A 20,199-nucleotide genomic window follows, 5' to 3' on the forward strand; every position below is an offset into this window, starting at 1 on the left:
AAAAAACGTCTACTTTTTATTACAAACCTAAACCTTTAATTTATATTATGGCAAGAGCAATGCTAGAGTATACCAAAACTATACTAAGAAAAGTTAGTTTTGATACAACGTTGTTTTGCAAAGAGGTACAAAAGGCGGTACAACGTTTACTTCCTTATGAGATAGAAGAGCTTAAAATTTATATTCTTTCTCTCGTACAGCAAAACCCCGAATTAGATCAATGTTTAATTTATTTAAAAGCATAAGAAAAATATAGAATAAACCCCAAAAATCAAAAAATCAAATAAAATGAGCTCGGTATTATATCGGGCTCATTTTTTTTAAATTCAACCATACCACAGAGTCTTAAAATACTATCTATACTGCTAGTCCCAATTAATTAAAAGTATATTAATGAGAAAAAAAATTACCCTGCTTATAACTATTAGCCTATGTCTTTTGTTGCCATTCAAATTTTTAAACGCTCAAGATTTTGTTGCAAAAATCGGATTTATGGAAGAAGTCCACATTTTTGATGGGGCATTTTATGAGGTTTATAAAACAATACCTTTAAAACCAAAAAAGGTGGATGTTTCTAGTTCTCTAAAAAGTAATACTAACAAGTATAAAAAAGCTAATTTACTAGATAAAGATCCAAAAACAGCATGGGTTGAAGGTGTAAAGGGCAATGGTATAGGTGAGAAAATTAGATTTTCATTCGATATGGGTACGCATCCCGATGTTATTACCTTTACCCCAGGATATTTTAATACAGAGGATACCTGGTATAAAAACAATCGTGTATCTAAATTCAAAATAAAGTTTTTAACCATAGAAGATGATGCGTACTCCAGAGAACTTTTAGGTGAAATTATAGTTAGTATACCAAAAGAACCAACTATTAATTCTATAGTTCCTAATATATATTCTGTTAATGTAAGCTCTATTTTTTTTCAAAACATGCCGGCTGAAGAATTTGAGATAGTTGAATTTGAAATTATAGATGTCGACTCAACAAATGCAAAATACAACGATACTTGTATTTCTGAAATCGGTTTTTATCAACACGATGATACTAAAATGATAAAGACTATATCTTATAAGGATTATGAGAAAAAACAATGAATGGGTACAATTCAATACGAGGTAGAAAAGCTGTTGTAATTTAACTTATTAGTTAGTCTTTATGCTCAGGAGTTTTGTGAAATTTATCGTTTTAGGTTTAATAATCTTATACATATAAGTAAGTCGGTTAAAAGAAATGTTAAATATTACAAAATAAGGACTTAAGGCATTTTACGGACGAAAGAAATTTTGTACTTTTAAATAAGCAGTACCATATAATGCTTTGGTATGCGAAAATAAATAAGTTTGTTATGAGAGGTCGTACATTATAAGGTGTTTTTTACCTTTTCCTTCGCTTCTTATTTGAACAAACGCTATAATTCTGTAAAAGTATAATAATGAAAAAGGAAAGGCTTATTAAAGTATTTGTTTCTTTGTTACTCATATTAAGTAACATAAGTTGCGACCAAATCACTAAAGATAAAGTAAGAGAAAGCATCTCAAAATATGAAGTAATTGAAGTTATTGGAAACAGTTTTATGCTCACCAAGGTAGAAAATAATGGAGCAGCTCTCAATTTAGGAGGAAATTTAACTCCATTTTTAAAAATCATTTTTCTACAAGTTTTTCCGCTAACAGTACTTTTGCTTTTATTCGTTTATATTGTTAGGGAAAAGATGATTTCTAAACTAAACCTAATTGGTTTCTCTTTTATTATTGGTGGTGGTATTGGAAACATATACGATAGGATTTTTTTCAATTCTGTTACAGATTTTATGTATGTGGAATATGGTGGTATTAAAACAGCTATTTTTAATATGGCCGATGTTTCTGTTGTAATAGGCTGTTTATTGGTGTTGTTAAATATATTATTGGTTGCCATAAAGCGAAAGCCATCACTTTCCAAATCTTAAGCACAACCCTTAAGACTGCCAAAGCATCCTAAAATAAAGAGCAATACATGTTCTTTAAAAGCTTTGCTGCATAAAGAATTGTCCACTTCAATAAGAAAACTATTTAGATGATGTTTTATGTCATACCTTAAGATGGTTAATTCTATATATGCATGTAATAAAGTATACGTTAAATTCCATAGGATAGTTTAATATTTACACAGTATGTTTTTATATTGATAATAAATACTTCGCTATTATCGATTTTCCAAAACTAGCTTAATATAATACTTGTTTAACTGAAAACAGGGGTATTGTTAACCCTGAAAATGGTGTTGTTAGCAGGTGTGTTTAAATTTAATTTTGCTTAAGCAAGTCGATAGAAAAGTATTTGCTTCGAATTAAAACTTTATCCCCTTAATCAATATGAGAAATACGTGTTTACGAACTTTAAATGTATTAGTGTTATTAAGAATTGTTGTTTGCGTTTTGGTGCTTAGTGCATATGGATGCCAATTTGCTAATAAACAGGAAACCGCAAAAATCGTTGAAGCCTCACAACGAGAGCCTTCATCAAAAATACCGTTTTGGAGATCTCCGGAAAATGGTGTAGATATTTTACCGAATATGAATATTACAGATTCGGTTATTTCCAGAAAACCATGGAAGCATATCAAAATGTCCATGTCTAAAATAACACTTAAAGACTCTAAACGCTATATTAACAATGATAATTGCAGGTATTACAAGTCTTTAGAAGCTAATTTTCGTGGAGAATGCGTAGTCAATGATCAATATGCCATAGTAAGCACTCCCGGAGAGTTTGGTAATGTTATAAGTATTTTTCCAGCGTTTGATGGTTCTCTGGACAAAGTAACCATGGATTTTAACGATGTACTTTACACCCTTACTGATTCAAATTTTGATGACTTTGCATTTTTTCAAGGACTTTATGATAATTACCTTTTTGTTGATACGGGGACATCTTCAGGTTCCAGAGGGTTATTTGTAGTAAATTTAGATTTGGGTAAAATTGTTTTCGGCACTTATACAAATAAAGTGGCTTCTTACGATGGAAAAAAGTTAACATATTGGGGTGATACTGATAAAAAGGCTAAAGATTTTTGTCCTAATATGGAACATACAGAACACTATTTGGTTGCTGAGCAAATAGAATATGATCTAGCTAGCTTAAAAGGTGAAAAAACCGGTAAGTTCGAATGTTATTTTGCAGAATAAATGGTGCTGTTTTGATGATGTGACAAGTTTTAATCAATATAAAAGTTAAATAATATTGGGTACTAGTTTCTTATTTTAATGTCGTTTTAATTACGTATTTTTCATGCTGGAGTTAGCGATTGTCTATTACAACGTTCTCTTATAACTTTAGTTGCTATTGTATGAAGTTGATAATTTTCGATATTGATGGAACCATTTTGGATTCTGTAAATACAGACGATAGATGTTTTACGCAAACATTTAAAGATTTGTTTCAAATAGATTTAACGCAAGTAAATTGGAACGATTTTAATAATGTTACAGATGAAGGGATAACCATAGAGATTTTTGAAAGATGGTTTAAAAGAATGCCTGAAAAGCAAGAAGTAGAAACCATTAAGGAGCATTATAAAAACTTGCTAAAGAAAAGTATAAATGAGTTTACTGAAATTGACAAGGCCTTGTCTTTTATAAAGTTGCTTGCAGATAATCCCGATTTTGAAATAGGCTTTGCTACAGGAGGATGGCAGGAAACTGCCGAATTAAAGTGTAGCTCGGTAGGGTTTAATGTAAGTGATTTTATTTTTAAATCGTCTAGCAATCATTATAACCGAGCCAAAATTATTGAACTTGCTATAAAAGAAGCGGTAGATAAAAATAAGTGTAAAGCATACGAATCCATTTTATATTTTGGCGACGGGCTTTGGGATTTAAAGGCAACCAAGGTGTTGGGAATTAATTTTATTGGGGTAGATTTTAACGGAAATAATAAACTCAAAAATGCAGGAGTTAAAAAAATAATCAAAAACTACAGAGAACCAGATAAAATCCTAAATCTAATTCAAGAGAGTATACCAGTCGAATAGAATGAAAAACATATTTAACAGTTTTTGTACTTATCGTTTAAACCTATATTTTGTAAAATCATAGGTGTGATTTTTTCCAGTCGTGTATGTCTGGTGGCTTCACGTTTAGCACTATTTATGTATTCGCAATATTCACGTTGTTTGTAAGGCGTTAATAATTCGAAACTGTTTTTTAAATCTTTATTTTTTGCAAATAAATCTTTTAATTCTTTAGGAATAACCATTTCTTTTTTACTGCGATCCGGTTTTGTTTCTTTGCCTAATTTTTGATTTTCAATAGCTTCTTTAACGTAGCTTAGAACTATATTTTTATCTATTTCGTTAATAGATTCAAAGCGCATTTGTCTTAAGGCCTTGGTCTTGTTTTCCTGGGCATTTAACAATAAGTTGTGTTCATCTTTTAAAAATACACCATTAAAAAACCAAATACCAAAGTGGTTTTTAAAGGCACCTAAACCTAAAATATTTTTATTGTTTATGGTGTAAACCGGAGCACTCCATTTTATCGTTTCAACACATTCCGTTGTGTTTATAATATCTCGTAATAAGTTTAGTGCCTCGCTATAATGAGCATTTTCCTCAATATATTCTTCAACAGAGTGGATTTTTTTCATTGTAATGATTTGTATACAAGTGTGTTGTCTTTAAAGTTAATAAAAAGAAACAACTTATAACGTGATCATTTTTAAAAAATTATATCATTTAGAATAGCCTTGGGATGTATAATAATAAGTTGTTGTTTAACTTATTAGTTTTTACGAAGGTATGTGTTTACTTCAATAGCCACATCTTCCCAGGTTTTGCTTACACCATCAGGTCCTTTATGCAAATCTAAGCAAGCTTTGTTTATTGATTCTAATGCACCTAGAGCGTTCCAATCTTTAAGATTCATAGATCCAGCCATATTTACACGTCTACCGTCGGTTATTTTAACTATCAGAGGTAAGTCGTTAGTAACACCATTCATAGTAATTGAAGCAGTACATGCATTGTTTTCATACTTAATAGTACCTTTTAAAAAATCGGTGTCTAACATAGCTCCAAAGAAAAACTCTTTTAATTTGGCATCTCTGGTTTCATCTTTTGTAATTAGACTGCTAATAGGAATGGAAAAGCTTAAATTGTTTAAAGCCTCCTGTGGTGTTGCTCCTTCTTTGTTTTCAAACTTTAATACGGCAAACTCACCATTAACAGCTTTCTTTTCTGTGGTTTTATAGGCCGTCCATTTTACAGAAGTACCTTCTGGTTTAACGACAAACTTTTCTGTAGATTCTACTTGAACAGGGGTGTCTGCGTCTGTTTTAGTTTCTTTTTTTTCTTGCTTACAAGAGGTTATTCCTAAGAAAATAGCGATTAATAAGGTGATAGATCTTTTCATTTTTTTTGATTTGTTTTAGCAGCGTGAAATTAAACTAATAATAATCGAATTGCAAATATAGGCATGACATATGTCATATTTTTAACGCATCACATGCTATACTTTTGGAATATAATTGTTAGGTATGTCAATTTCGTTAATAAATAAGTATAATATTGCGGGGCCTCGTTATACGAGTTATCCAACGGTTCCTTATTGGAACAATGAGACATTTTCGTTAAAAAAATGGAAATCGTCATTAATACAATCTTTTAAAGAAAGCAATTCTGAAGAAGGAATAAGCCTTTATATTCATTTGCCGTATTGTGAAATTTTGTGTACGTTTTGTGGTTGCAACAAGCGTATTACAAAACAACATGGTGTGGAATCTCCTTATATAACGGCAGTTCTAAAGGAGTGGGATTTGTATTTGGAATTATTTGAAGAAAAGCCAATTATTAAAGAATTGCACTTGGGAGGTGGTACGCCTACATTCTTTAGTCCGGAAAATTTACAACGATTAATTAATGGTATTTTAAAGCGATCTATACTCGCAGATAACCATGAGTTTAGTTTTGAGGGGCACCCCAATAATACCACCCGAGAACATTTGCAAGCGCTTTACGATGTTGGTTTTAGAAGAGTGAGTTATGGTGTTCAAGACTATAATGAAACGGTGCAAAAAGCGATACACAGAATTCAGCCTTTCGAAAATGTTAAAAGAGCTACAGACATGGCCAGAGACATTGGTTATACTTCTGTAGGACATGATATTATTTTTGGATTACCTTTTCAAACGTTAGAGCATGTAAAAGAAACCATTTTAAAAACAAAAGAGCTATTACCAGATAGGTTAGCATTTTACAGTTATGCTCATGTACCGTGGATTAAAGGAAACGGACAACGCGGATTTAATGATTCCGATTTACCTCCTGCCGAATTAAAAAGACAGCAATACGAACTGGGTAAACAGCTTCTTTCTGAAGTTGGTTATAAAGAGATTGGTATGGATCATTTTGCCTTAACTAGGGATTCGTTGTATGAATCGATGATACAAGGCAATTTGCACAGAAACTTTATGGGATATACGGCTTCTAAAACACAATCTATGATTGGTTTAGGCGTGTCTTCCATTAGTGATAGTTGGTACGGGTTTGCCCAAAATGTTAAAAGTATTGAAGGGTATTACGATTCATTAAAGCATGATATTATCCCGGTTTATAGAGGACATATCCTTAATGAAGAGGATTTAATTATAAGAAAACACATTCTTGATTTAATGTGTCGTTTTAAAACAACTTGGACACAAAATAATTTCTATTTTGAAGAGTTATCAGATGTTATAATTCGATTAAAAGAGATGGAGACAGACGGATTACTCAATGTAGGAACAAATAGCATTGAGGTGACTAAAAAGGGTCAACCATTTGTTAGAAACATATGTATGGCTTTCGATTTATTGTTACAAAGAAAACAACCGGATACACAGTTGTTTTCTATGACGGTTTAAATGAGTTAAATAAGAAAGGAACGTCTCTAAGCTTTGCGAAGAAGTTCCATATTATAAATAAGAACCTAAAAACAAAAAACCATGAAAAGAATCATTGTCCCAGTAGATTTTTCTGAACATTCAGAATATGCTTTAAACACAGCTGCTAAGTTGGCTAAAAAAAATAATGCAGAGTTATTGGCACTGCATATGCTAGAAATGTCTGAAGTTGTACTTACAGCAGGCGGAGAAAATCCACAAAAAGTAATTTATTTTTTAAAACTAGCAGAGCAGAGGTTTGAAGATTTTCTTAAAAAAGATTATTTAGAAGGTATTAAAGTAACACCAATTGTTAAACATTTTAAAGTGTTTAGCGAGGTTAATGAAATTGCGCATAAATATGATGCAGATCTTATTGTTATGGGGTCGCATGGTGCAAGTGGCGTTAAGGAGTTTTTTATTGGCTCTAATACAGAGCGGGTTGTTAGAAATGCAGATATTCCCGTATTGGTAGTTAAAAACACAGTGCCTCAAATTAATTTTGAGATTGTTGCCTATGCTTGCGACTTTTCGGAAGAATCGATTGACGCCTATAAAAAAGCCGTTAAAATGTTTGAAGAAACGGGATCTAAGTTGTATTTGGTTTATGTGAATCTACCAAATGATAAATTTAGAAACTCATTGGAGATAGAAAAGCTTGCTGTTAATTTCTTTACCAAAGCAGATGGAAATTTAGACCGAATGGATGATGTTTATTACACATCTGATTATACTATTGAAGATGGAATTTTAAGCTCTTCAATTAAAATAGGAGCAGATTTAATTGCCATTCCAACCCATGGTAGAAAAGGGTTATCTCATTTCTTCGAAGGAAGTGTAGGTGAAGATGTTGCTAATCATTCAACATTACCAGTGATAACATTTAAAATATAGTTAGTAGTTAGTAAAATTGATTATTGTGATCAGGCGGTCTTAAGGTATTTTTTACTTTTGGGATCGCCTGTTTTTTATTAGTGAATTATAAGATAAGTTTTTTTAAGGTTTACAGGTATAAATATTTCGCTTCATCGTAATTCACTGGCTTCAATTATTTTTCGTATCCAATCGTTAGGAATCATATCTATGGTTAAATTGATACGCTCTGTATCTCCAGGGTTGTTTATTTTGTGAGGGTCGGAGAGTCTTAAATACCAACATTCACCGGGTTGCATGTTAACCGGGGTGTTATTCAGGTAAAATACCACCTGATCGTTGTTTAGAATTGGAATAGTAAGCCGGATAACCGATTTTTCTACTTCCAATGCCAGGGTGGGATCGGTATGCTCTTTTACTACTGAGCCGGGAGCTAACCTTAATAATCGAACCAGGGTAACTGTTGTATTTTTACGGAAATAATCAACCACACTCATTAAGTAAGGTGATTTTTTCAGTTCTGGTGTATCCAACCAGTCTGTCCAGGAGCCATCTGCATAGTCATCTGCAGGGGGAGGAAATGGTAATGAAGGGTCTACAATATGTTCAGGCGATCGCAATGGAATTACATTATAATATTCAAATTGTCCTAGTTTTAAGGCTTCACATTCTTCGAGCATTTTAGCTATATCGAAGGTAAAAGGCAATTTTATACGGTCGCTGCTTTGTGTTTTTACTTCTTGATTTACCATGTGTTTTGTTTTTATTATTTTATTTGTTTAACCCTCCGATCCCGATTTTATCGGGACCACCTCCCTTTAAAAAGGGAGGAGCAAGTACTATTTCTGTTTTAATTATCTTAACATGTCTTTTTCCTTTTACTCCTTAGTTTAACAATAACTGCTCTCCTCTTAAATTTAAGAGGAGAATGAATTCCGATTTTGGTGGAAAATCGGGAGAAAGAGGAGTTTTTATTTTATTCCTCCTAATATTTTGTAACCCTCCGATCCCGATGTTATCGGGACCACCTCCCTTTTTAAAGGGAGGAACAAGTATTGTTTGTGTTTTAATTACCTTAACATGTCTTTTTTCTTTTACTCCTTGGTTTAACTATAACTGCTCTCCTCTTGAATTCAAGAGGAGAATGAATTCCTATTTTGGTAGAAAATCGGGAGAAGGAGGAGTTTTTATTTTTAACTTTCTTAATAGTCTATAACCCTCCGAGTCCCGATTCCATCGGAACCCACCTCCCTTTAAAAAGGGAGGAACAAATACTATTTCTGTTTTAATTACCTTAACATGTCTTTTTTCTTTTACTCCTTGGTTTAACTATAATTGCTCTCCTCTTAAATTTAAGAGGAGAATGAATTTCGATTTTGGTAGAAAATCGGGAGAAGAGGAGTTTTATCTAAAACTATCTCTTATCTCCATAAAAACAGATGCCAAATTTTCAAAAACCATTTTGTTTTCAAATCGGATTACTTTGTAACCTAAACTTTCTAAAAAACTTGTTCTGATTTCATCTTTTTCTCTGGCATTCTCATTATTATGAACTTCTCCATCCAGTTCTATTATTAAACGCTCTTTTGCACAATAAAAATCTACAATATAATTTTTTATGCTGTGTTGTCTTGTAAAACGTCTTCCTTCAAATTGTCTTGATTTTAAATGTTTCCACAAAAAAGCTTCTGCCGGTGTTAGAGATTTCCTTAATTCAGCTCTTTTTTCTTTTAGATGTTTTAATGTGTGTATTCTTTCTTTCAAAATGATGTTTTTAACTTTTTAATAGTGTCAGTAACCCTCCGATCCCGATGTTATCGGGACCACCTCCCTTTTTAAAAGGGAGGAGCAAGTTCAATTTGTGTTTTAATTACCTTAACATATTTTTTTCTTTTACCCCTTAGTTTAACTATAATTGCTCTCCTCTTAAATTTAAGAGGAGAATGAATTCCGATTTTGGTAGAAAATCGGGAGAAAGAGGAGTTTTATTTTATTCCTCCTAATATCTTGTAACCCTCCGATCTCGATGTTATCGGGACCACCTCCCTTTTTAAAGGGAGGAGCAAGTTTTGTTTGTATTTTAACTGCCTTAACATGCTTTTTCCTTTTACTTCTTAGTTTAACTATAACTGCTCTTCTCTTGAATTTAAGAGGAGAGTGAATTCATGTTTTGGTAGAAAATTGGTGGGGAAAGGGGGATTTTTAGAGGCTTAAATTTAACATTATTTTGTTTTAGAAAGTTTCTCAATAATCGATTTTTTCTATTCAAGCCTATATTTCAGTTCTATATCATATCCCATATGGTAAGTGAAAATTATAGCATTGCCTGAGAAAGGCTGTTCTAATGCCATTTCAAATGGAAGTGTTAAAGAAGATTCGCTTCTGGTCAATCTTAAATTATTATGAATATGAACTTCGGTGTCTATGATCATACTCTTATAATTATTCATCGATTTTAAATCAAATATTTTATCTGGTAATTGTGGTGGAATGTTGGTGTTGTTATTATGGGATGATATAGCTTCCCGTACATCCAAAATTGTACCAGCACTATATTCTGTATTACCAGTATTCTTTTCGGGCAAGTTGTAGGTGAATGTCAGATTCAAGCATACATTTTCAGGAATTAAAGTAATGTTCTTGTTGAATTGAGGAAGCATATTAAACAAAATAGGAACATAACATTCCCGATATAACAAAGCATCTAATGTTTCGCTAATTAGAATATGAAAATCATCCGGATTTGGCACCTTAAAAGTTACTGCATCGGCTAAATGGGTTTCTTTTACATAGTCTGATAATTCTAACGAATCAATAAGTTTTTTAGCAGATTCCAGTGAGTTTTTATTAATTTCCAATACAGAAAATTGTATTTCATTGGAATTAAAAAGAGGAGCTACTAAGGTCACGAATGGGGCATAAGGCCCGCATCCGGCATAAAAGATGTTAATAGTTTCTCCAGGATGTAATTTTTGTTTTTCTTGAATTGCAGTAACAACAGCTTGCAAAAACTTTACAGTTCTTTTATAATCTAATAGACATTGTGCGGCATGATTCAACCCTAAAGCTTTACCTTTTGAGGTGGGAACGGCAGCCAGGTGTTCTATTTTGACGTCATAACCGGTGATCGCTGTTATATCCTGAAAAAGCGCATGAATGTCGTTTAGCGTTTTTTCTACATGAGCTTGATTACTTGAGTTTGTTAGTAGTGAGGAAGATAAGGTCTTAATATCAAGAACTGTATTTTTTATCATAATTGTTATTTATGGTTGGTATGAAGTTTTTCCATTTCATTTATCATTTCTTTTGCTACTATTGCCGAGGAAGGAAGAAACATGGTTGAAATGATTCTTTGGTCAATTATAACATCGTGTTTATCGTTCAAGTCTGCTTTAGTTTGAAAAATGGCGCCATTTTCCCTTAATTTATCTTCTAATAGAAATGGAAGTAATGTCCCTTCTTTAGCCCAACTTTTGGTAACCTCAGTAGAGTTTGGGAAACCAGTAACCTTTTTTTCTTTTACCAGATATTCACCATTTTTGAGCTTTACATTTGCAAAAGCACCAGCTCCATGACCACAGCTACCAATAATGCCTCCATTTTCATAGATGTTAGCTATAATTGCTAACAGGTTTTCGTTATTCGATATGTCAAATAAAGGACCATACCCACCACCAATAAAAACGGCTTTGTACTTTTTATAGTCTACTCTATCTGGTGTAAGTGAATGACTCACTTTTTCCATAAAACTCTCATATTTTATGGTATAACTACTTATGCCAAGCGGATCCATTGAAAAAGGTACTTCTTCACCTGTAGGTGAAACAAAATCAACGTTGTATCCATGTGAAACAAATATATGATAAGGTGGTGCAACTTCCCAAAGGTTATTACCTGCAAAGTGTTTTTCAGGATCGCCCATATCCTCTGTATTCGAAACAATAATTAAAACATTTTCTTTTTCCGGATTGGCCTTATGGCACGAAATAAAATTGAGACCAAGAAGTAATACAAATACTAATTTTTTCATAAACTAAAATTTCTATAATAGATGAAAATATAATAGATGTGTTACATTATAATTGATTTTAATATCAATTAAAAATAGATAGCAACCGTTATATCTATTTTAGAATTGCCTTTTTTAATTGTTAGTTAGCGCTATAATTCTTAAAGGCGCACCAGTGCCACCTTCAATTTTCATTGGTAAGGCAATGACTTCAAAACCACTTAAAGGCAATTTATCCAGATTGGTAAGGTTTTCGAAAACGGGAATGCTTTGCTTAAGAAGCAAAACATGGCTTTCAAAGTACTCAGATTGTCCATAATCAATGCTAGGAGTATCAATACCTATGGCTTTAATATTACGTTTTTCTATTAGCCATTTAGCTGCTTCTGGAGAAAGGCCAGGGAAATGTAATAGCTTAACAGCATCTTCTCCACGTTTATCTGTGCCTAAGTATTTTACTTTATCTGGATAGTATTTTGAATATCCAGTTTGCAATAAAATAATAGCGCCTTCTGGAATTGTAGTCTTTTGGCTTACTTCCCATGTTTTAAGATCCTGTACGCTCACTAAATAGTCTGGATTTTTAATGGCTTTTGAATAGACATCAATCTTTATAGCATTTCCTATTAGTTTTTCTAGAGCTATTTTGTCTACCGTTTCACCATTTTCGATAAAGTGAATTGGTGCATCTATATGAGTTCCTCCATGTTCGGCAGTACAAAAATTATTGGCAGAATAGTAGTATCCTTTATCTGTGTGCCCTCTATAAACGGTATCTAATTCAAATTCCTTTGAAGTTACCCAATACACCGTTTTATCGGAATAGGAATGAGAAAGGTCTATGATCTTCTTTTCGGAAATTTTGGGTTGTGGTTCTGGTTGTTCTGCGGTGTTAGCTTGTTTCTCAGAATCGGGTTTGCTATTGCAGGCAATTAAGGTCGAAAATAGTACTAGGTAAAAGGTTAGTGTTTTCATTTTCATTTTTATTTAAATTGAGTTTAGTTTACGGTTTTTCAATATTAAAAAAGCCATGCATATTCCAATGGCTATAAATCCAACAGACATTGCCCAAGGTAATTGTACCGGGTTATTTCCAGATTGTAAGGTTAGTTCTGGTAGTGCTATTAAAAAAGCGCCTTTTAGTAAAAACATAAAGCCCAAAATGGTTACAATAATTTGCAAGGCATTTTTCCATAAGAAATGATTAACAAGTATGGTCATGCCTATAAAAAAATGAACCATTCCAGATAGGTTGATTAGCACAGGATCTGACCCCGCATGAGATATCATTTGAGAATAATAATCACTGGATAATAAGAAGCCGGTTCCTGTTACCATTAAGTAGGCTGAAAGTATTTTAGCAATTCGATTTGTTGTCTGCATGGGGAACTGTTTCATTGCGTTATTATAATGGTTTTTTAAATTATTTTTTAAGGTTTAATGGTCTGATATTATGATTAATTCATTTTATTTCAAAAGAATACGCTCAATGTTTGGAAGCGTCGTTAAATTGCCACAGCACATTTACTATTTGCCATTTTCCGTTTAGTTTAACAATATGCATATAATCAATCCAGTCATCTGCTATAAGTTTTACAGAGGCTGTTTTACCAAAAATATCCAGTATTATAACTTCCTTTTTAGGCTTATTAGGAAACTTGTCGCCATTTTTATTATAAGTTTCGGCCAGCAAGATCATAGCATCAGTAAAAGTTTCTCTTAAATACTCTTTTTGAGTGTATTTATCGGTCCAAAACGTTCGTTTTGCCATTCTTGGGTGCACGGCACGTGCGAACTGTTCTGGTTTAACATGGTGTTGCGATTCAATATAATCCAGAGCTACTTGTTTAATACTTATGGAATCTTGTTTGGTTTGGGCATTAACACAAAGTATAAGAAAAAAGAGATAGATAAAAAAGACAACAGGTTGTTTCATAATCAATTTATAGTTTACCCTTTGGGTGTGCATTTGCGATTAATTTGTATGGTAACTAATTTAGCAAATTAAAACTGAATAGAAAATCTGTTTTGGTAACTGGCTTATAATTATAGGTTTAACTCAATAAGAGTTTGAGTATTGAAATAAAATTAGTCTTTTTGCTTGGATACTCCTGAATGGTTATAGGTTGTGGAAACATTTAAAACGATTCTTCTATAGTCGAATAAAGAAGCTATTTCATTTGTATCCTTTACTTCTAAGATTAAATGAATCTGTTTTCCTGCTGCTCCCGATGGTATGTGCAATTTTGTATTTGCTTTTGTGGGATCTTCAATATAAATCTTGCCAGAGTAATTTCCAGCTTCGTTATAAATCCACCATTTATAGTTAAGAGTATCATTGTCTGGATCGAATGAAGATGAAGCATCAAGGGACAGCACTTCTTCGGGCATAACATCTAAATGAATTATAGTATCGCTTTTATCGTTATTCCAGACTGCAACAGGTTGATGGTTTGCTTCTTCATACGGTTTTGTACACCAATCCATTCTACATTTAAAATGGTTAAACATGGCTTCACGCCAACGCCATACGGGCACATAATTTCCGTGATATACTTTTTTATCAGACTTATTATACCATACATCACTTACTTCTCTGTACGTATAAAACGGAGCGTATTCTTTTTCATCTATACTGATATCCATATGGCGAGACCAAAAGTCGGCCACTTTAAAAGATGTAAAACGGCCTCCCCAGCCTCCCCAAGAAGGGTGGTTAATATCGAATAGTCCATGATTAACCAATCCGATCCAAGGAATGGTTCCTCCACCTTCCATAAACCCTAAACCTCCATCTCTAAAACCATGATACCTTCTTTCTGGGTATGCTTTACCTAAAGCACCGTGGTTATTCATTACATGCTCTTTAAGCCATTCGTTTTGACCAGAAACACTATAATCGTAGGTTCCCCAAAAATTAGGGCCTAAATTTACGGTAAGATCACCATCTGTTCCCCCTGGTCCGCCATAGGCGTATGTTTGAAAGTTGCTTCTAATCCAATGAATGTTTGGATATTTATTACATATCCAGGCTCCCGCGTTATCCTGTGCTCCGTTTTCAAATACTCTTATTTTAGAAATGGCTTTTTTAAGCTCGTCTTTTGTATGTGTTTTTTCGTAGTCTAGCAATGCTTGAGCCAGTGTATTGGAGCCAGCATTAACGACTATCCAAATTGGTCTCGGGTCATCTTTTTCAAGGGATTTGATTATTAGATCAGACCCTTTTGTTTGCTTATTTTCTCCTATACCCTGGATGCCATATTCGGGTTGTCCGCTACATACAATAGAGCGTAAATATGCTGTAGTATGCCACCCGGTATCGTGTTTTTTAAGATTGTCTAGTACCTTATCGTAGGCATCTATGATGTTATGAAATAATTCTGGGTGTGTAATCTGACGGTATTTTTCATTTGATTCGGGTCGCAAATACTTCCCCGTTACTGCAATGAGTCCTTCTGGGTAAAATTCGTTTGAACAAATAATCATGTGGACCATTTGTTGAACTTCATCGGGTTCGTTCCCCATATCTGCCAGAATGATTAAACGGGTATGATCACTGGCATAAGTGCTAAAACTAATTGACAAGCTTAGTATAAAAACAGATAGTAAGAGGTATCTTTTTTTTAATGTCATAGTTATAAAATTAATGAGCTAAAAAGTCTCGGATCTACATATGAAACCCTACATATGTTTGTGTATAAATATAAGGGTTTTATTGTTTTTAAATGTTTCGTTGTAATGAAACATCCTGAAGTTTCTCAAAATTACCATTTTTTATCCTTTAGTCGCAGTTGGTGGAGAAGTGTCTGATTTAATTTTGTAGTCTTAATTTAAAAAACTATGAATATGAATAAAAGAGCATTAATAATTGGAGGGAGTAGCGGCATTGGTAAAGCTACAGCACAAAATTTATTGAACGAGGGAGTGGAAGTACATGTGGTAGGTACGAACAGGAATAAACTGGAAGTGTTTAAAAAAGAAGCTGGTGAAAGTTTATACATTCATCAGGTGGATATTACAAACAGCATTGAGGTTGACGAGTTAAATGAGGTAATTAAAGGTTTGGATAATCTGGATTATTTGGTTAACGCTTCGGGGATATTTGGACCTAAAACTTTTTTAGACCATACGCAAGCGGACTATGATGCTTATTTGAATTTAAATCGTGGATTCTTTTTTATTACTCAAGCTTCGGCTAAAAAAATGACAGAAACTAATGGTGGAGTAATTGTAAATGTGGGTTCGATGTGGGCGAAGCAATCGGTTAAAGCCACACCTTCTTCTGCATATTCTATGCAAAAAGCTGGGTTACATAGCTTAACACAACATTTGGCCATGGAGCTAGCGGAATATAATATTCGTGTAAATGCGGTGTCTCCAGCAGTTGTTGAAACACCAGTTTATGAAAGTGTATTTGGAGGCAAGCAAGAAGCCGAAGAAGCGTTGCAAAGCTTTCACGGATTTCATCCTCTGGGAAGAAATGGCAAGGCACAGGATGTGGCAGATACTATTTCCTTTTTATTATCTGATAAAGCATCTTGGGTAACTGGTGCTATTTGGGACGTTGATGGCGGGGTTATGTCTGGTAGGAATTAATATTTTATTAACTTGGACGGATTATTAATGCAATAACTGTACGTTGAAAAAGGGCACGACAAATATCGAACAGTACCATCTTCATAAAGATCATCCTGAAAAACTTCAATTCGAAGTTTATAATTTGAGTGATTATTTAGAGACTAGTGGGGTGCATGCACAACTACCGCATTCGCATAGTTTTTATCAGATTTTATGGATATATAATGAGGGTGGTGTTCATTATATTGATTTAGACTCTTACGACGTTAAGACTAATACGATTTTTTTTATTTCTAAAAATCAAATTCATTATTTTGACAAGACAGCAAATCATGAAGGTGTTCTCATTCATTTTAATGAAAGTTTTTTAATGCAATCTGATGTTGATATATTTTTAAAGTACAATGTGTTTAATAATCAGGGAAGGCCTTGCTATTGCATTACTAGAGACATTATTGATCAGGCAAATTCATACCTGAATCTTATTAAAAAAGAGAAAGCTATAGCAACTGGTTTTGGGCATCAACAAGTTATTCGGTATTTGTTAAAGTCGTTACTTATTGTTTTGGAACGGACACATCTCCAAAATACAGATGAAAACATTCATTTAACAAATGCTTACGAATTACAATATTTACAGTTTAGGGAGCTTATCGAACATCACTACAATAAAAATTATATGGTAAGTGATTATGCAGATTTATTGCATATTTCAACAAAAACACTCGCAACAATAACCAAAACGGTTACTTCAAAGTCGCCTGCTACATTAATAACGGAACGTATTATTTTGGAGGCTCAACGCTTATTGGCATTTACATCATTAAAAGTTAATGAAATTGCTTATAAGTTAGGTTTTGAAGACGCTTCGTATTTTGTGAAGTATTTTAAAAGACACCTTAAAACATCACCAACCCAGTATAGAAGGTTAATTCTTAATGGCATTCAATAGCGCTGGACACACTATCTACAATAGGAGCAGGGGACAGGTAAGGTATCCCAAGACCTAACCCCCTAATAATAAAGAGCATACCAATAAAAACCACAAAAACAGGAATAGCTTTTTGTATATTTTGTCTTGCGGTTCCTTTTAAAAAATGACTAAAGAAAATGGCAGTTGTCATTAATGGTATGGTACCTAAACCGAAGAGCATCATATAAAGACTTCCTTGTGTTGCATTTCCTCCGGCAATAGCTCCAAATAAAGCCATGTAAACCAGTCCGCAAGGTAAAAAACCGTTTAAAAAACCAATGGTTAAAAAGGTATCGGTTGTTTTCTTTTTTAAAGCATTGCCTAAAGCAGATTTTACTTTGGAAATAAGTTTATAGATCGGTCTCGAAATATTGTATTTATTAAATGTTTTTTGTGGAATTATAACAACCAAGATCATTAAAAGGCCAGTAATAATAGAGAGTTGTTGTTGAAACCCGAAAATATACAGGCTCTTGCCTATAAGTCCAAAAATTAAACCAATAATACTATAAGCTAATAACCTACCAACATGGTAAATGGTAATTTGTGATACTTTTTTATAGGTGTTTGTTCGACTTAATGGAAGCATAAAGGCTATAGGACCGCACATACCCAAACAGTGGAAGCTTCCTAATAAACCTAATACAAATGCCGAAATTAACATGTTTAAATTATTTATAGATTGTTGTTAATCAATTTTAATGCTCCAACGACCATCTACCAAACGATTGTCAGGTATGAGCAAAGTGGGTTTAGATAACGATATAGCATTATCATTATCTAAGTGTTCGATAGATGATCTTTTTTGGAACATTTCTTATATCTATTGTTCTATAAGTTTTAATAATTGATGGATTCCTTAAATAAATAAGAAATTCCATTATATTGCCAATCGATTTTAATATTCCAACGACCATCTACCAAACGATTGTCAGGTATGAGCAAAGTGGGTTTAGATAATGAAATAGCAGTATCAAAATCTAAGTGTTTGTTAGATGGTCTATATAGGAATACTTTTCCAGTTATTTTTTTAATATCAATAGCCTCAGGAAATTGAATAATTAACCCTTCGGCTGTTTTTTTATATGTAATATTCTCTTCTAATTCTTTAGCGTTTTCTAGTTTGTCTATATCTTTTTGATATTCCAATTCTTCGGCGTAATAATCTTCAGTTACAAGATCATGGTCGTATTTATCATCTACGTTCATAGTGATAATGAAATACATTATAAAGCTTATAAAGCCTATAAAAGCAATTACAATTCCTGTTCCCCAGTTTATTTTCATGATCTTATTTGTTAATGATATCTTATTAGTTAAAACTGCTTACTGAACACTGCTCACTGTATACTAATCACCAAACACTGCCAACTATTTATAACTCCTCGGACCTAAAAAATTAGCCGTAGTCGTTTCAATTAATTCGTCGTTTGCATATACGCCAATCTTTATTTTATTTCTATCTCCAGATAATGCCGAATTATTTATTTCGATAAAAAGCGTCCCTTCTGCTATTCCTTGGCTGGGTACTACAAAACTATCGCTAGTTGCTACTAATTTTAATGTGCCTTTATGCGATAATAATTTAAAGCGGACATTATCAATTTCTTTTGTTGTTTTATTTACCAATTTATAGGTAAATACGTTACTTATTATATTATTTTCTTTATGCTCGTACAATTGCCCAGGCAATCTTAATACATTAGCTTCTACATCGTTTCTTAAAAAGAGCATACCAGTTAACAAACCAATTAATATAGAAAGCACTGCAATGTAGCCTTTCATTCTGGCTGTTAGTTTAAAAGGTACTTTTTTCTCAATGTTTTCTTCGCTGGCATATCTAATTAAACCTTTTGGCAGATTAATGCTTTCCATAATATGATCGCATTCATCTATACAAGCAGTACAGTTTACACATTCTAGTTGTGTACCATTTCTAATGTCGATACCGGTAGGACATACATTAACACATTGAAAACAATCAATACAATCGCCATGTCCTAAAGCTTGTCTGTCTTCATTTTTTCTAAACTTCTTTCTTCCATTTTCTGCTTCACCTCGTTTATGGTCGTAAGCAACCACAATAGATTTAGTGTCTAAAAGCGCGCCCTGTAATCTTCCGTAAGGACAGGCAATAATACACACTTGCTCTCTAAACCATGCAAAGACAAAGTAAAACACCGCTGTAAAAATCAACAATGAAATCAAGGTGCTTAAATGACTAAAAGGACCATCAATGATGTATTGAACGAGTTTGTCACTTCCAATTAAATATGCCAGAAATACATTGGCAATTAAAAAGGAAATTACCGTAAAAATAAAAAGCTTCAGCCCTTTCTTTCTAATCTTTTCTGCATTCCAAGGTTGTTTAGAAAGTCTTATTTGCTTCCCTCTGTCGCCTTCAATCCAATATTCAATTCTGCGAAAAACCATTTCCATAAAAATGGTTTGCGGACAAATCCATCCACAGAAAATTCTACCAAAAGCTACTGTAAATAGCGTTATGAAAATAACACCAATAATCATAGAAACCACAAACAAATGAAAGTCTTGTGGCCAAAACGGAAATCCAAAAATATTAAAACGACGTTCTAATACGTTGAACATTAAAAACTGGTTTCCACCTATCTTTACAAAAGGAGACAGTAATAAAAAAGCCAGCAATCCATAACTCACCCATTTACGGTATTTGTAAAATTTTCCGCTAGGTTTTTTTGGAAATACCCAAGCACGTTTACCTTCTTCGGTAACGGTACCTATTGAGTCTCTAAACGTTTCGTTTTCTGGGGTTTCCAAGTTTTTTGTTTTTGTTTTTTAACCTGTCTACAGACCTGTCAGGTTTTTAAAATCTAACAGGTCT

The 20,199-nt window shown here is 33.1% G+C and carries 23 protein-coding genes; 9 read left to right on the plus strand and 14 right to left on the minus strand.

Annotated elements, in window-relative coordinates; translation table 11 throughout:
• Nucleotides 1-47: 47 nt before the first annotated feature.
• The 5 genes from C1H87_RS19215 (at nt 48) to C1H87_RS19235 (ending at nt 4,021) form a co-directional block, all read left to right on the plus strand.
• Complete coding sequence (locus C1H87_RS19215; protein ID WP_102757374.1) at nt 48-245, plus strand: hypothetical protein; 198 nt, start codon at nt 48-50, stop codon at nt 243-245.
• 148 nt (nt 246-393) lie between these two features.
• A complete protein-coding gene (locus C1H87_RS19220) occupies nt 394-1,104 on the plus strand; it encodes an NADase-type glycan-binding domain-containing protein (RefSeq protein WP_102757375.1) in 711 nt (236 codons plus the stop codon).
• Nucleotides 1,105-1,442: 338 nt separating this feature from the next.
• On the plus strand, nt 1,443-1,958 hold the full coding sequence (gene lspA, locus C1H87_RS19225) for a signal peptidase II (RefSeq protein ID WP_102757376.1): 516 nt from the start codon (nt 1,443-1,445) through the stop codon (nt 1,956-1,958).
• Between the two features lie 405 nt (nt 1,959-2,363).
• Nucleotides 2,364-3,176 (plus strand): hypothetical protein, encoded by an 813-nt coding sequence (locus C1H87_RS19230; protein WP_102757377.1) that lies wholly within the window; start codon nt 2,364-2,366, stop codon nt 3,174-3,176.
• Nucleotides 3,177-3,337: 161 nt separating this feature from the next.
• Nucleotides 3,338-4,021, plus strand: a complete 684-nt coding sequence (locus C1H87_RS19235) for an HAD family hydrolase (RefSeq protein ID WP_102757378.1) — start codon at nt 3,338-3,340, stop codon at nt 4,019-4,021.
• A gap of 14 nt (nt 4,022-4,035) precedes the next feature.
• Here the strand turns inward: C1H87_RS19235 and C1H87_RS19240 are convergent, their stop codons facing one another.
• Nucleotides 4,036-4,635, minus strand: coding sequence for a YdeI/OmpD-associated family protein (locus tag C1H87_RS19240; protein WP_102757379.1), 600 nt, complete (start codon nt 4,633-4,635; stop codon nt 4,036-4,038).
• A 134-nt stretch (nt 4,636-4,769) separates the two neighbouring features.
• The gene (locus C1H87_RS19245) at nt 4,770-5,399 is read right to left on the minus strand and encodes a YceI family protein (RefSeq protein ID WP_102757380.1); all 630 of its coding nucleotides are present in this window, start codon (nt 5,397-5,399) and stop codon (nt 4,770-4,772) included.
• A 124-nt stretch (nt 5,400-5,523) separates the two neighbouring features.
• Between C1H87_RS19245 and hemN the strand changes: the two genes are divergently transcribed.
• A complete protein-coding gene (gene hemN, locus C1H87_RS19250) occupies nt 5,524-6,888 on the plus strand; it encodes an oxygen-independent coproporphyrinogen III oxidase (protein WP_102757381.1) in 1,365 nt (454 codons plus the stop codon).
• A gap of 81 nt (nt 6,889-6,969) precedes the next feature.
• Entirely contained in the window at nt 6,970-7,800 is an 831-nt protein-coding gene (locus tag C1H87_RS19255; RefSeq protein ID WP_102757382.1) for a universal stress protein, read from the plus strand.
• A 131-nt stretch (nt 7,801-7,931) separates the two neighbouring features.
• Here the strand turns inward: C1H87_RS19255 and C1H87_RS19260 are convergent, their stop codons facing one another.
• The 8 genes from C1H87_RS19260 to C1H87_RS19300 all read right to left on the minus strand — a co-directional run bounded on the left by C1H87_RS19260 (nt 7,932) and on the right by C1H87_RS19300 (nt 15,421).
• Nucleotides 7,932-8,531, minus strand: a complete 600-nt coding sequence (locus C1H87_RS19260; protein WP_102757383.1) for an aspartyl/asparaginyl beta-hydroxylase domain-containing protein — start codon at nt 8,529-8,531, stop codon at nt 7,932-7,934.
• A gap of 652 nt (nt 8,532-9,183) precedes the next feature.
• The gene (locus C1H87_RS19270; protein ID WP_102757385.1) at nt 9,184-9,543 is read right to left on the minus strand and encodes an endonuclease domain-containing protein; all 360 of its coding nucleotides are present in this window, start codon (nt 9,541-9,543) and stop codon (nt 9,184-9,186) included.
• A 497-nt stretch (nt 9,544-10,040) separates the two neighbouring features.
• A complete protein-coding gene (locus C1H87_RS19275) occupies nt 10,041-11,033 on the minus strand; it encodes an SAM-dependent methyltransferase (protein WP_102757386.1) in 993 nt (330 codons plus the stop codon).
• A 5-nt stretch (nt 11,034-11,038) separates the two neighbouring features.
• Nucleotides 11,039-11,809 carry a type 1 glutamine amidotransferase domain-containing protein gene (locus C1H87_RS19280; protein WP_102757387.1) on the minus strand — a complete coding sequence of 257 codons (771 nt, stop codon included), beginning with the start codon at nt 11,807-11,809 and terminating at the stop codon, nt 11,039-11,041.
• 114 nt (nt 11,810-11,923) lie between these two features.
• Nucleotides 11,924-12,763 (minus strand): cyclase family protein, encoded by an 840-nt coding sequence (locus C1H87_RS19285; protein WP_102757388.1) that lies wholly within the window; start codon nt 12,761-12,763, stop codon nt 11,924-11,926.
• A gap of 12 nt (nt 12,764-12,775) precedes the next feature.
• Nucleotides 12,776-13,171 (minus strand): hypothetical protein, encoded by a 396-nt coding sequence (locus C1H87_RS19290; RefSeq protein WP_158655290.1) that lies wholly within the window; start codon nt 13,169-13,171, stop codon nt 12,776-12,778.
• A 103-nt stretch (nt 13,172-13,274) separates the two neighbouring features.
• Nucleotides 13,275-13,724, minus strand: a complete 450-nt coding sequence (locus tag C1H87_RS19295; RefSeq protein ID WP_102758332.1) for a nuclear transport factor 2 family protein — start codon at nt 13,722-13,724, stop codon at nt 13,275-13,277.
• A 152-nt stretch (nt 13,725-13,876) separates the two neighbouring features.
• Nucleotides 13,877-15,421: a nucleoside hydrolase-like domain-containing protein gene (locus tag C1H87_RS19300; RefSeq protein ID WP_102757390.1), complete on the minus strand. Its 1,545-nt coding sequence runs from the start codon at nt 15,419-15,421 to the stop codon at nt 13,877-13,879.
• Between the two features lie 213 nt (nt 15,422-15,634).
• Between C1H87_RS19300 and C1H87_RS19305 the strand changes: the two genes are divergently transcribed.
• Both C1H87_RS19305 and C1H87_RS19310 read left to right on the plus strand, forming a co-directional pair.
• A complete protein-coding gene (locus tag C1H87_RS19305; RefSeq protein ID WP_102757391.1) occupies nt 15,635-16,384 on the plus strand; it encodes an SDR family NAD(P)-dependent oxidoreductase in 750 nt (249 codons plus the stop codon).
• A gap of 43 nt (nt 16,385-16,427) precedes the next feature.
• A complete protein-coding gene (locus C1H87_RS19310) occupies nt 16,428-17,318 on the plus strand; it encodes a helix-turn-helix domain-containing protein (RefSeq protein ID WP_102757392.1) in 891 nt (296 codons plus the stop codon).
• On the opposite strand, the gene C1H87_RS19315 is transcribed toward C1H87_RS19310, so the two are convergent.
• From C1H87_RS19315 to ccoG, 4 genes are all read right to left on the minus strand, one after another.
• Nucleotides 17,302-18,003, minus strand: coding sequence for a sulfite exporter TauE/SafE family protein (locus C1H87_RS19315; protein WP_102757393.1), 702 nt, complete (start codon nt 18,001-18,003; stop codon nt 17,302-17,304). The two genes, C1H87_RS19310 and C1H87_RS19315, sit on opposite strands and share 17 nt — an antisense overlap.
• A 24-nt stretch (nt 18,004-18,027) precedes the next feature.
• On the minus strand, nt 18,028-18,153 hold the full coding sequence (locus tag C1H87_RS23675; protein ID WP_262497881.1) for a hypothetical protein: 126 nt from the start codon (nt 18,151-18,153) through the stop codon (nt 18,028-18,030).
• Between the two features lie 26 nt (nt 18,154-18,179).
• Nucleotides 18,180-18,626 (minus strand): FixH family protein, encoded by a 447-nt coding sequence (locus C1H87_RS19320; RefSeq protein WP_102757394.1) that lies wholly within the window; start codon nt 18,624-18,626, stop codon nt 18,180-18,182.
• Between the two features lie 84 nt (nt 18,627-18,710).
• Nucleotides 18,711-20,135, minus strand: coding sequence for a cytochrome c oxidase accessory protein CcoG (gene ccoG, locus C1H87_RS19325; RefSeq protein WP_102757395.1), 1,425 nt, complete (start codon nt 20,133-20,135; stop codon nt 18,711-18,713).
• Between the last annotated feature and the right edge of the window lie 64 nt (nt 20,136-20,199).

Origin of the sequence: Flavivirga eckloniae (assembly GCF_002886045.1) — a bacterium.
Taxonomy (GTDB): Bacteria; Bacteroidota; Bacteroidia; order Flavobacteriales; family Flavobacteriaceae; genus Flavivirga; species Flavivirga eckloniae.

Excerpts from the sequence above, each read along its gene's own strand:
- C1H87_RS19305 (WP_102757391.1), top strand. The coding sequence starts at position 15,635 with ATGAATAAAAGAGCATTAATAATTGGAGGGAGTAGCGGCATTGGTAAA.
- C1H87_RS19290 (WP_158655290.1), bottom strand. The coding sequence starts at position 13,171 with ATGCAGACAACAAATCGAATTGCTAAAATACTTTCAGCCTACTTAATG.
- C1H87_RS19320 (WP_102757394.1), bottom strand. The coding sequence starts at position 18,626 with ATGAAAATAAACTGGGGAACAGGAATTGTAATTGCTTTTATAGGCTTT.
- C1H87_RS19285 (WP_102757388.1), bottom strand. The coding sequence starts at position 12,763 with ATGAAAACACTAACCTTTTACCTAGTACTATTTTCGACCTTAATTGCC.
- C1H87_RS19230 (WP_102757377.1), top strand. The coding sequence starts at position 2,364 with ATGAGAAATACGTGTTTACGAACTTTAAATGTATTAGTGTTATTAAGA.
- C1H87_RS19300 (WP_102757390.1), bottom strand. The coding sequence starts at position 15,421 with ATGACATTAAAAAAAAGATACCTCTTACTATCTGTTTTTATACTAAGC.
- C1H87_RS19215 (WP_102757374.1), top strand. The coding sequence starts at position 48 with ATGGCAAGAGCAATGCTAGAGTATACCAAAACTATACTAAGAAAAGTT.
- C1H87_RS19235 (WP_102757378.1), top strand. The coding sequence starts at position 3,338 with ATGAAGTTGATAATTTTCGATATTGATGGAACCATTTTGGATTCTGTA.
- C1H87_RS19280 (WP_102757387.1), bottom strand. The coding sequence starts at position 11,809 with ATGAAAAAATTAGTATTTGTATTACTTCTTGGTCTCAATTTTATTTCG.
- C1H87_RS19245 (WP_102757380.1), bottom strand. The coding sequence starts at position 5,399 with ATGAAAAGATCTATCACCTTATTAATCGCTATTTTCTTAGGAATAACC.
- C1H87_RS19240 (WP_102757379.1), bottom strand. The coding sequence starts at position 4,635 with ATGAAAAAAATCCACTCTGTTGAAGAATATATTGAGGAAAATGCTCAT.
- C1H87_RS19220 (WP_102757375.1), top strand. The coding sequence starts at position 394 with ATGAGAAAAAAAATTACCCTGCTTATAACTATTAGCCTATGTCTTTTG.
- C1H87_RS19315 (WP_102757393.1), bottom strand. The coding sequence starts at position 18,003 with ATGTTAATTTCGGCATTTGTATTAGGTTTATTAGGAAGCTTCCACTGT.
- C1H87_RS19275 (WP_102757386.1), bottom strand. The coding sequence starts at position 11,033 with ATGATAAAAAATACAGTTCTTGATATTAAGACCTTATCTTCCTCACTA.
- C1H87_RS19260 (WP_102757383.1), bottom strand. The coding sequence starts at position 8,531 with ATGGTAAATCAAGAAGTAAAAACACAAAGCAGCGACCGTATAAAATTG.
- C1H87_RS23675 (WP_262497881.1), bottom strand. The coding sequence starts at position 18,153 with ATGTTCCAAAAAAGATCATCTATCGAACACTTAGATAATGATAATGCT.
- lspA (WP_102757376.1), top strand. The coding sequence starts at position 1,443 with ATGAAAAAGGAAAGGCTTATTAAAGTATTTGTTTCTTTGTTACTCATA.
- C1H87_RS19295 (WP_102758332.1), bottom strand. The coding sequence starts at position 13,724 with ATGAAACAACCTGTTGTCTTTTTTATCTATCTCTTTTTTCTTATACTT.
- hemN (WP_102757381.1), top strand. The coding sequence starts at position 5,524 with ATGTCAATTTCGTTAATAAATAAGTATAATATTGCGGGGCCTCGTTAT.
- C1H87_RS19255 (WP_102757382.1), top strand. The coding sequence starts at position 6,970 with ATGAAAAGAATCATTGTCCCAGTAGATTTTTCTGAACATTCAGAATAT.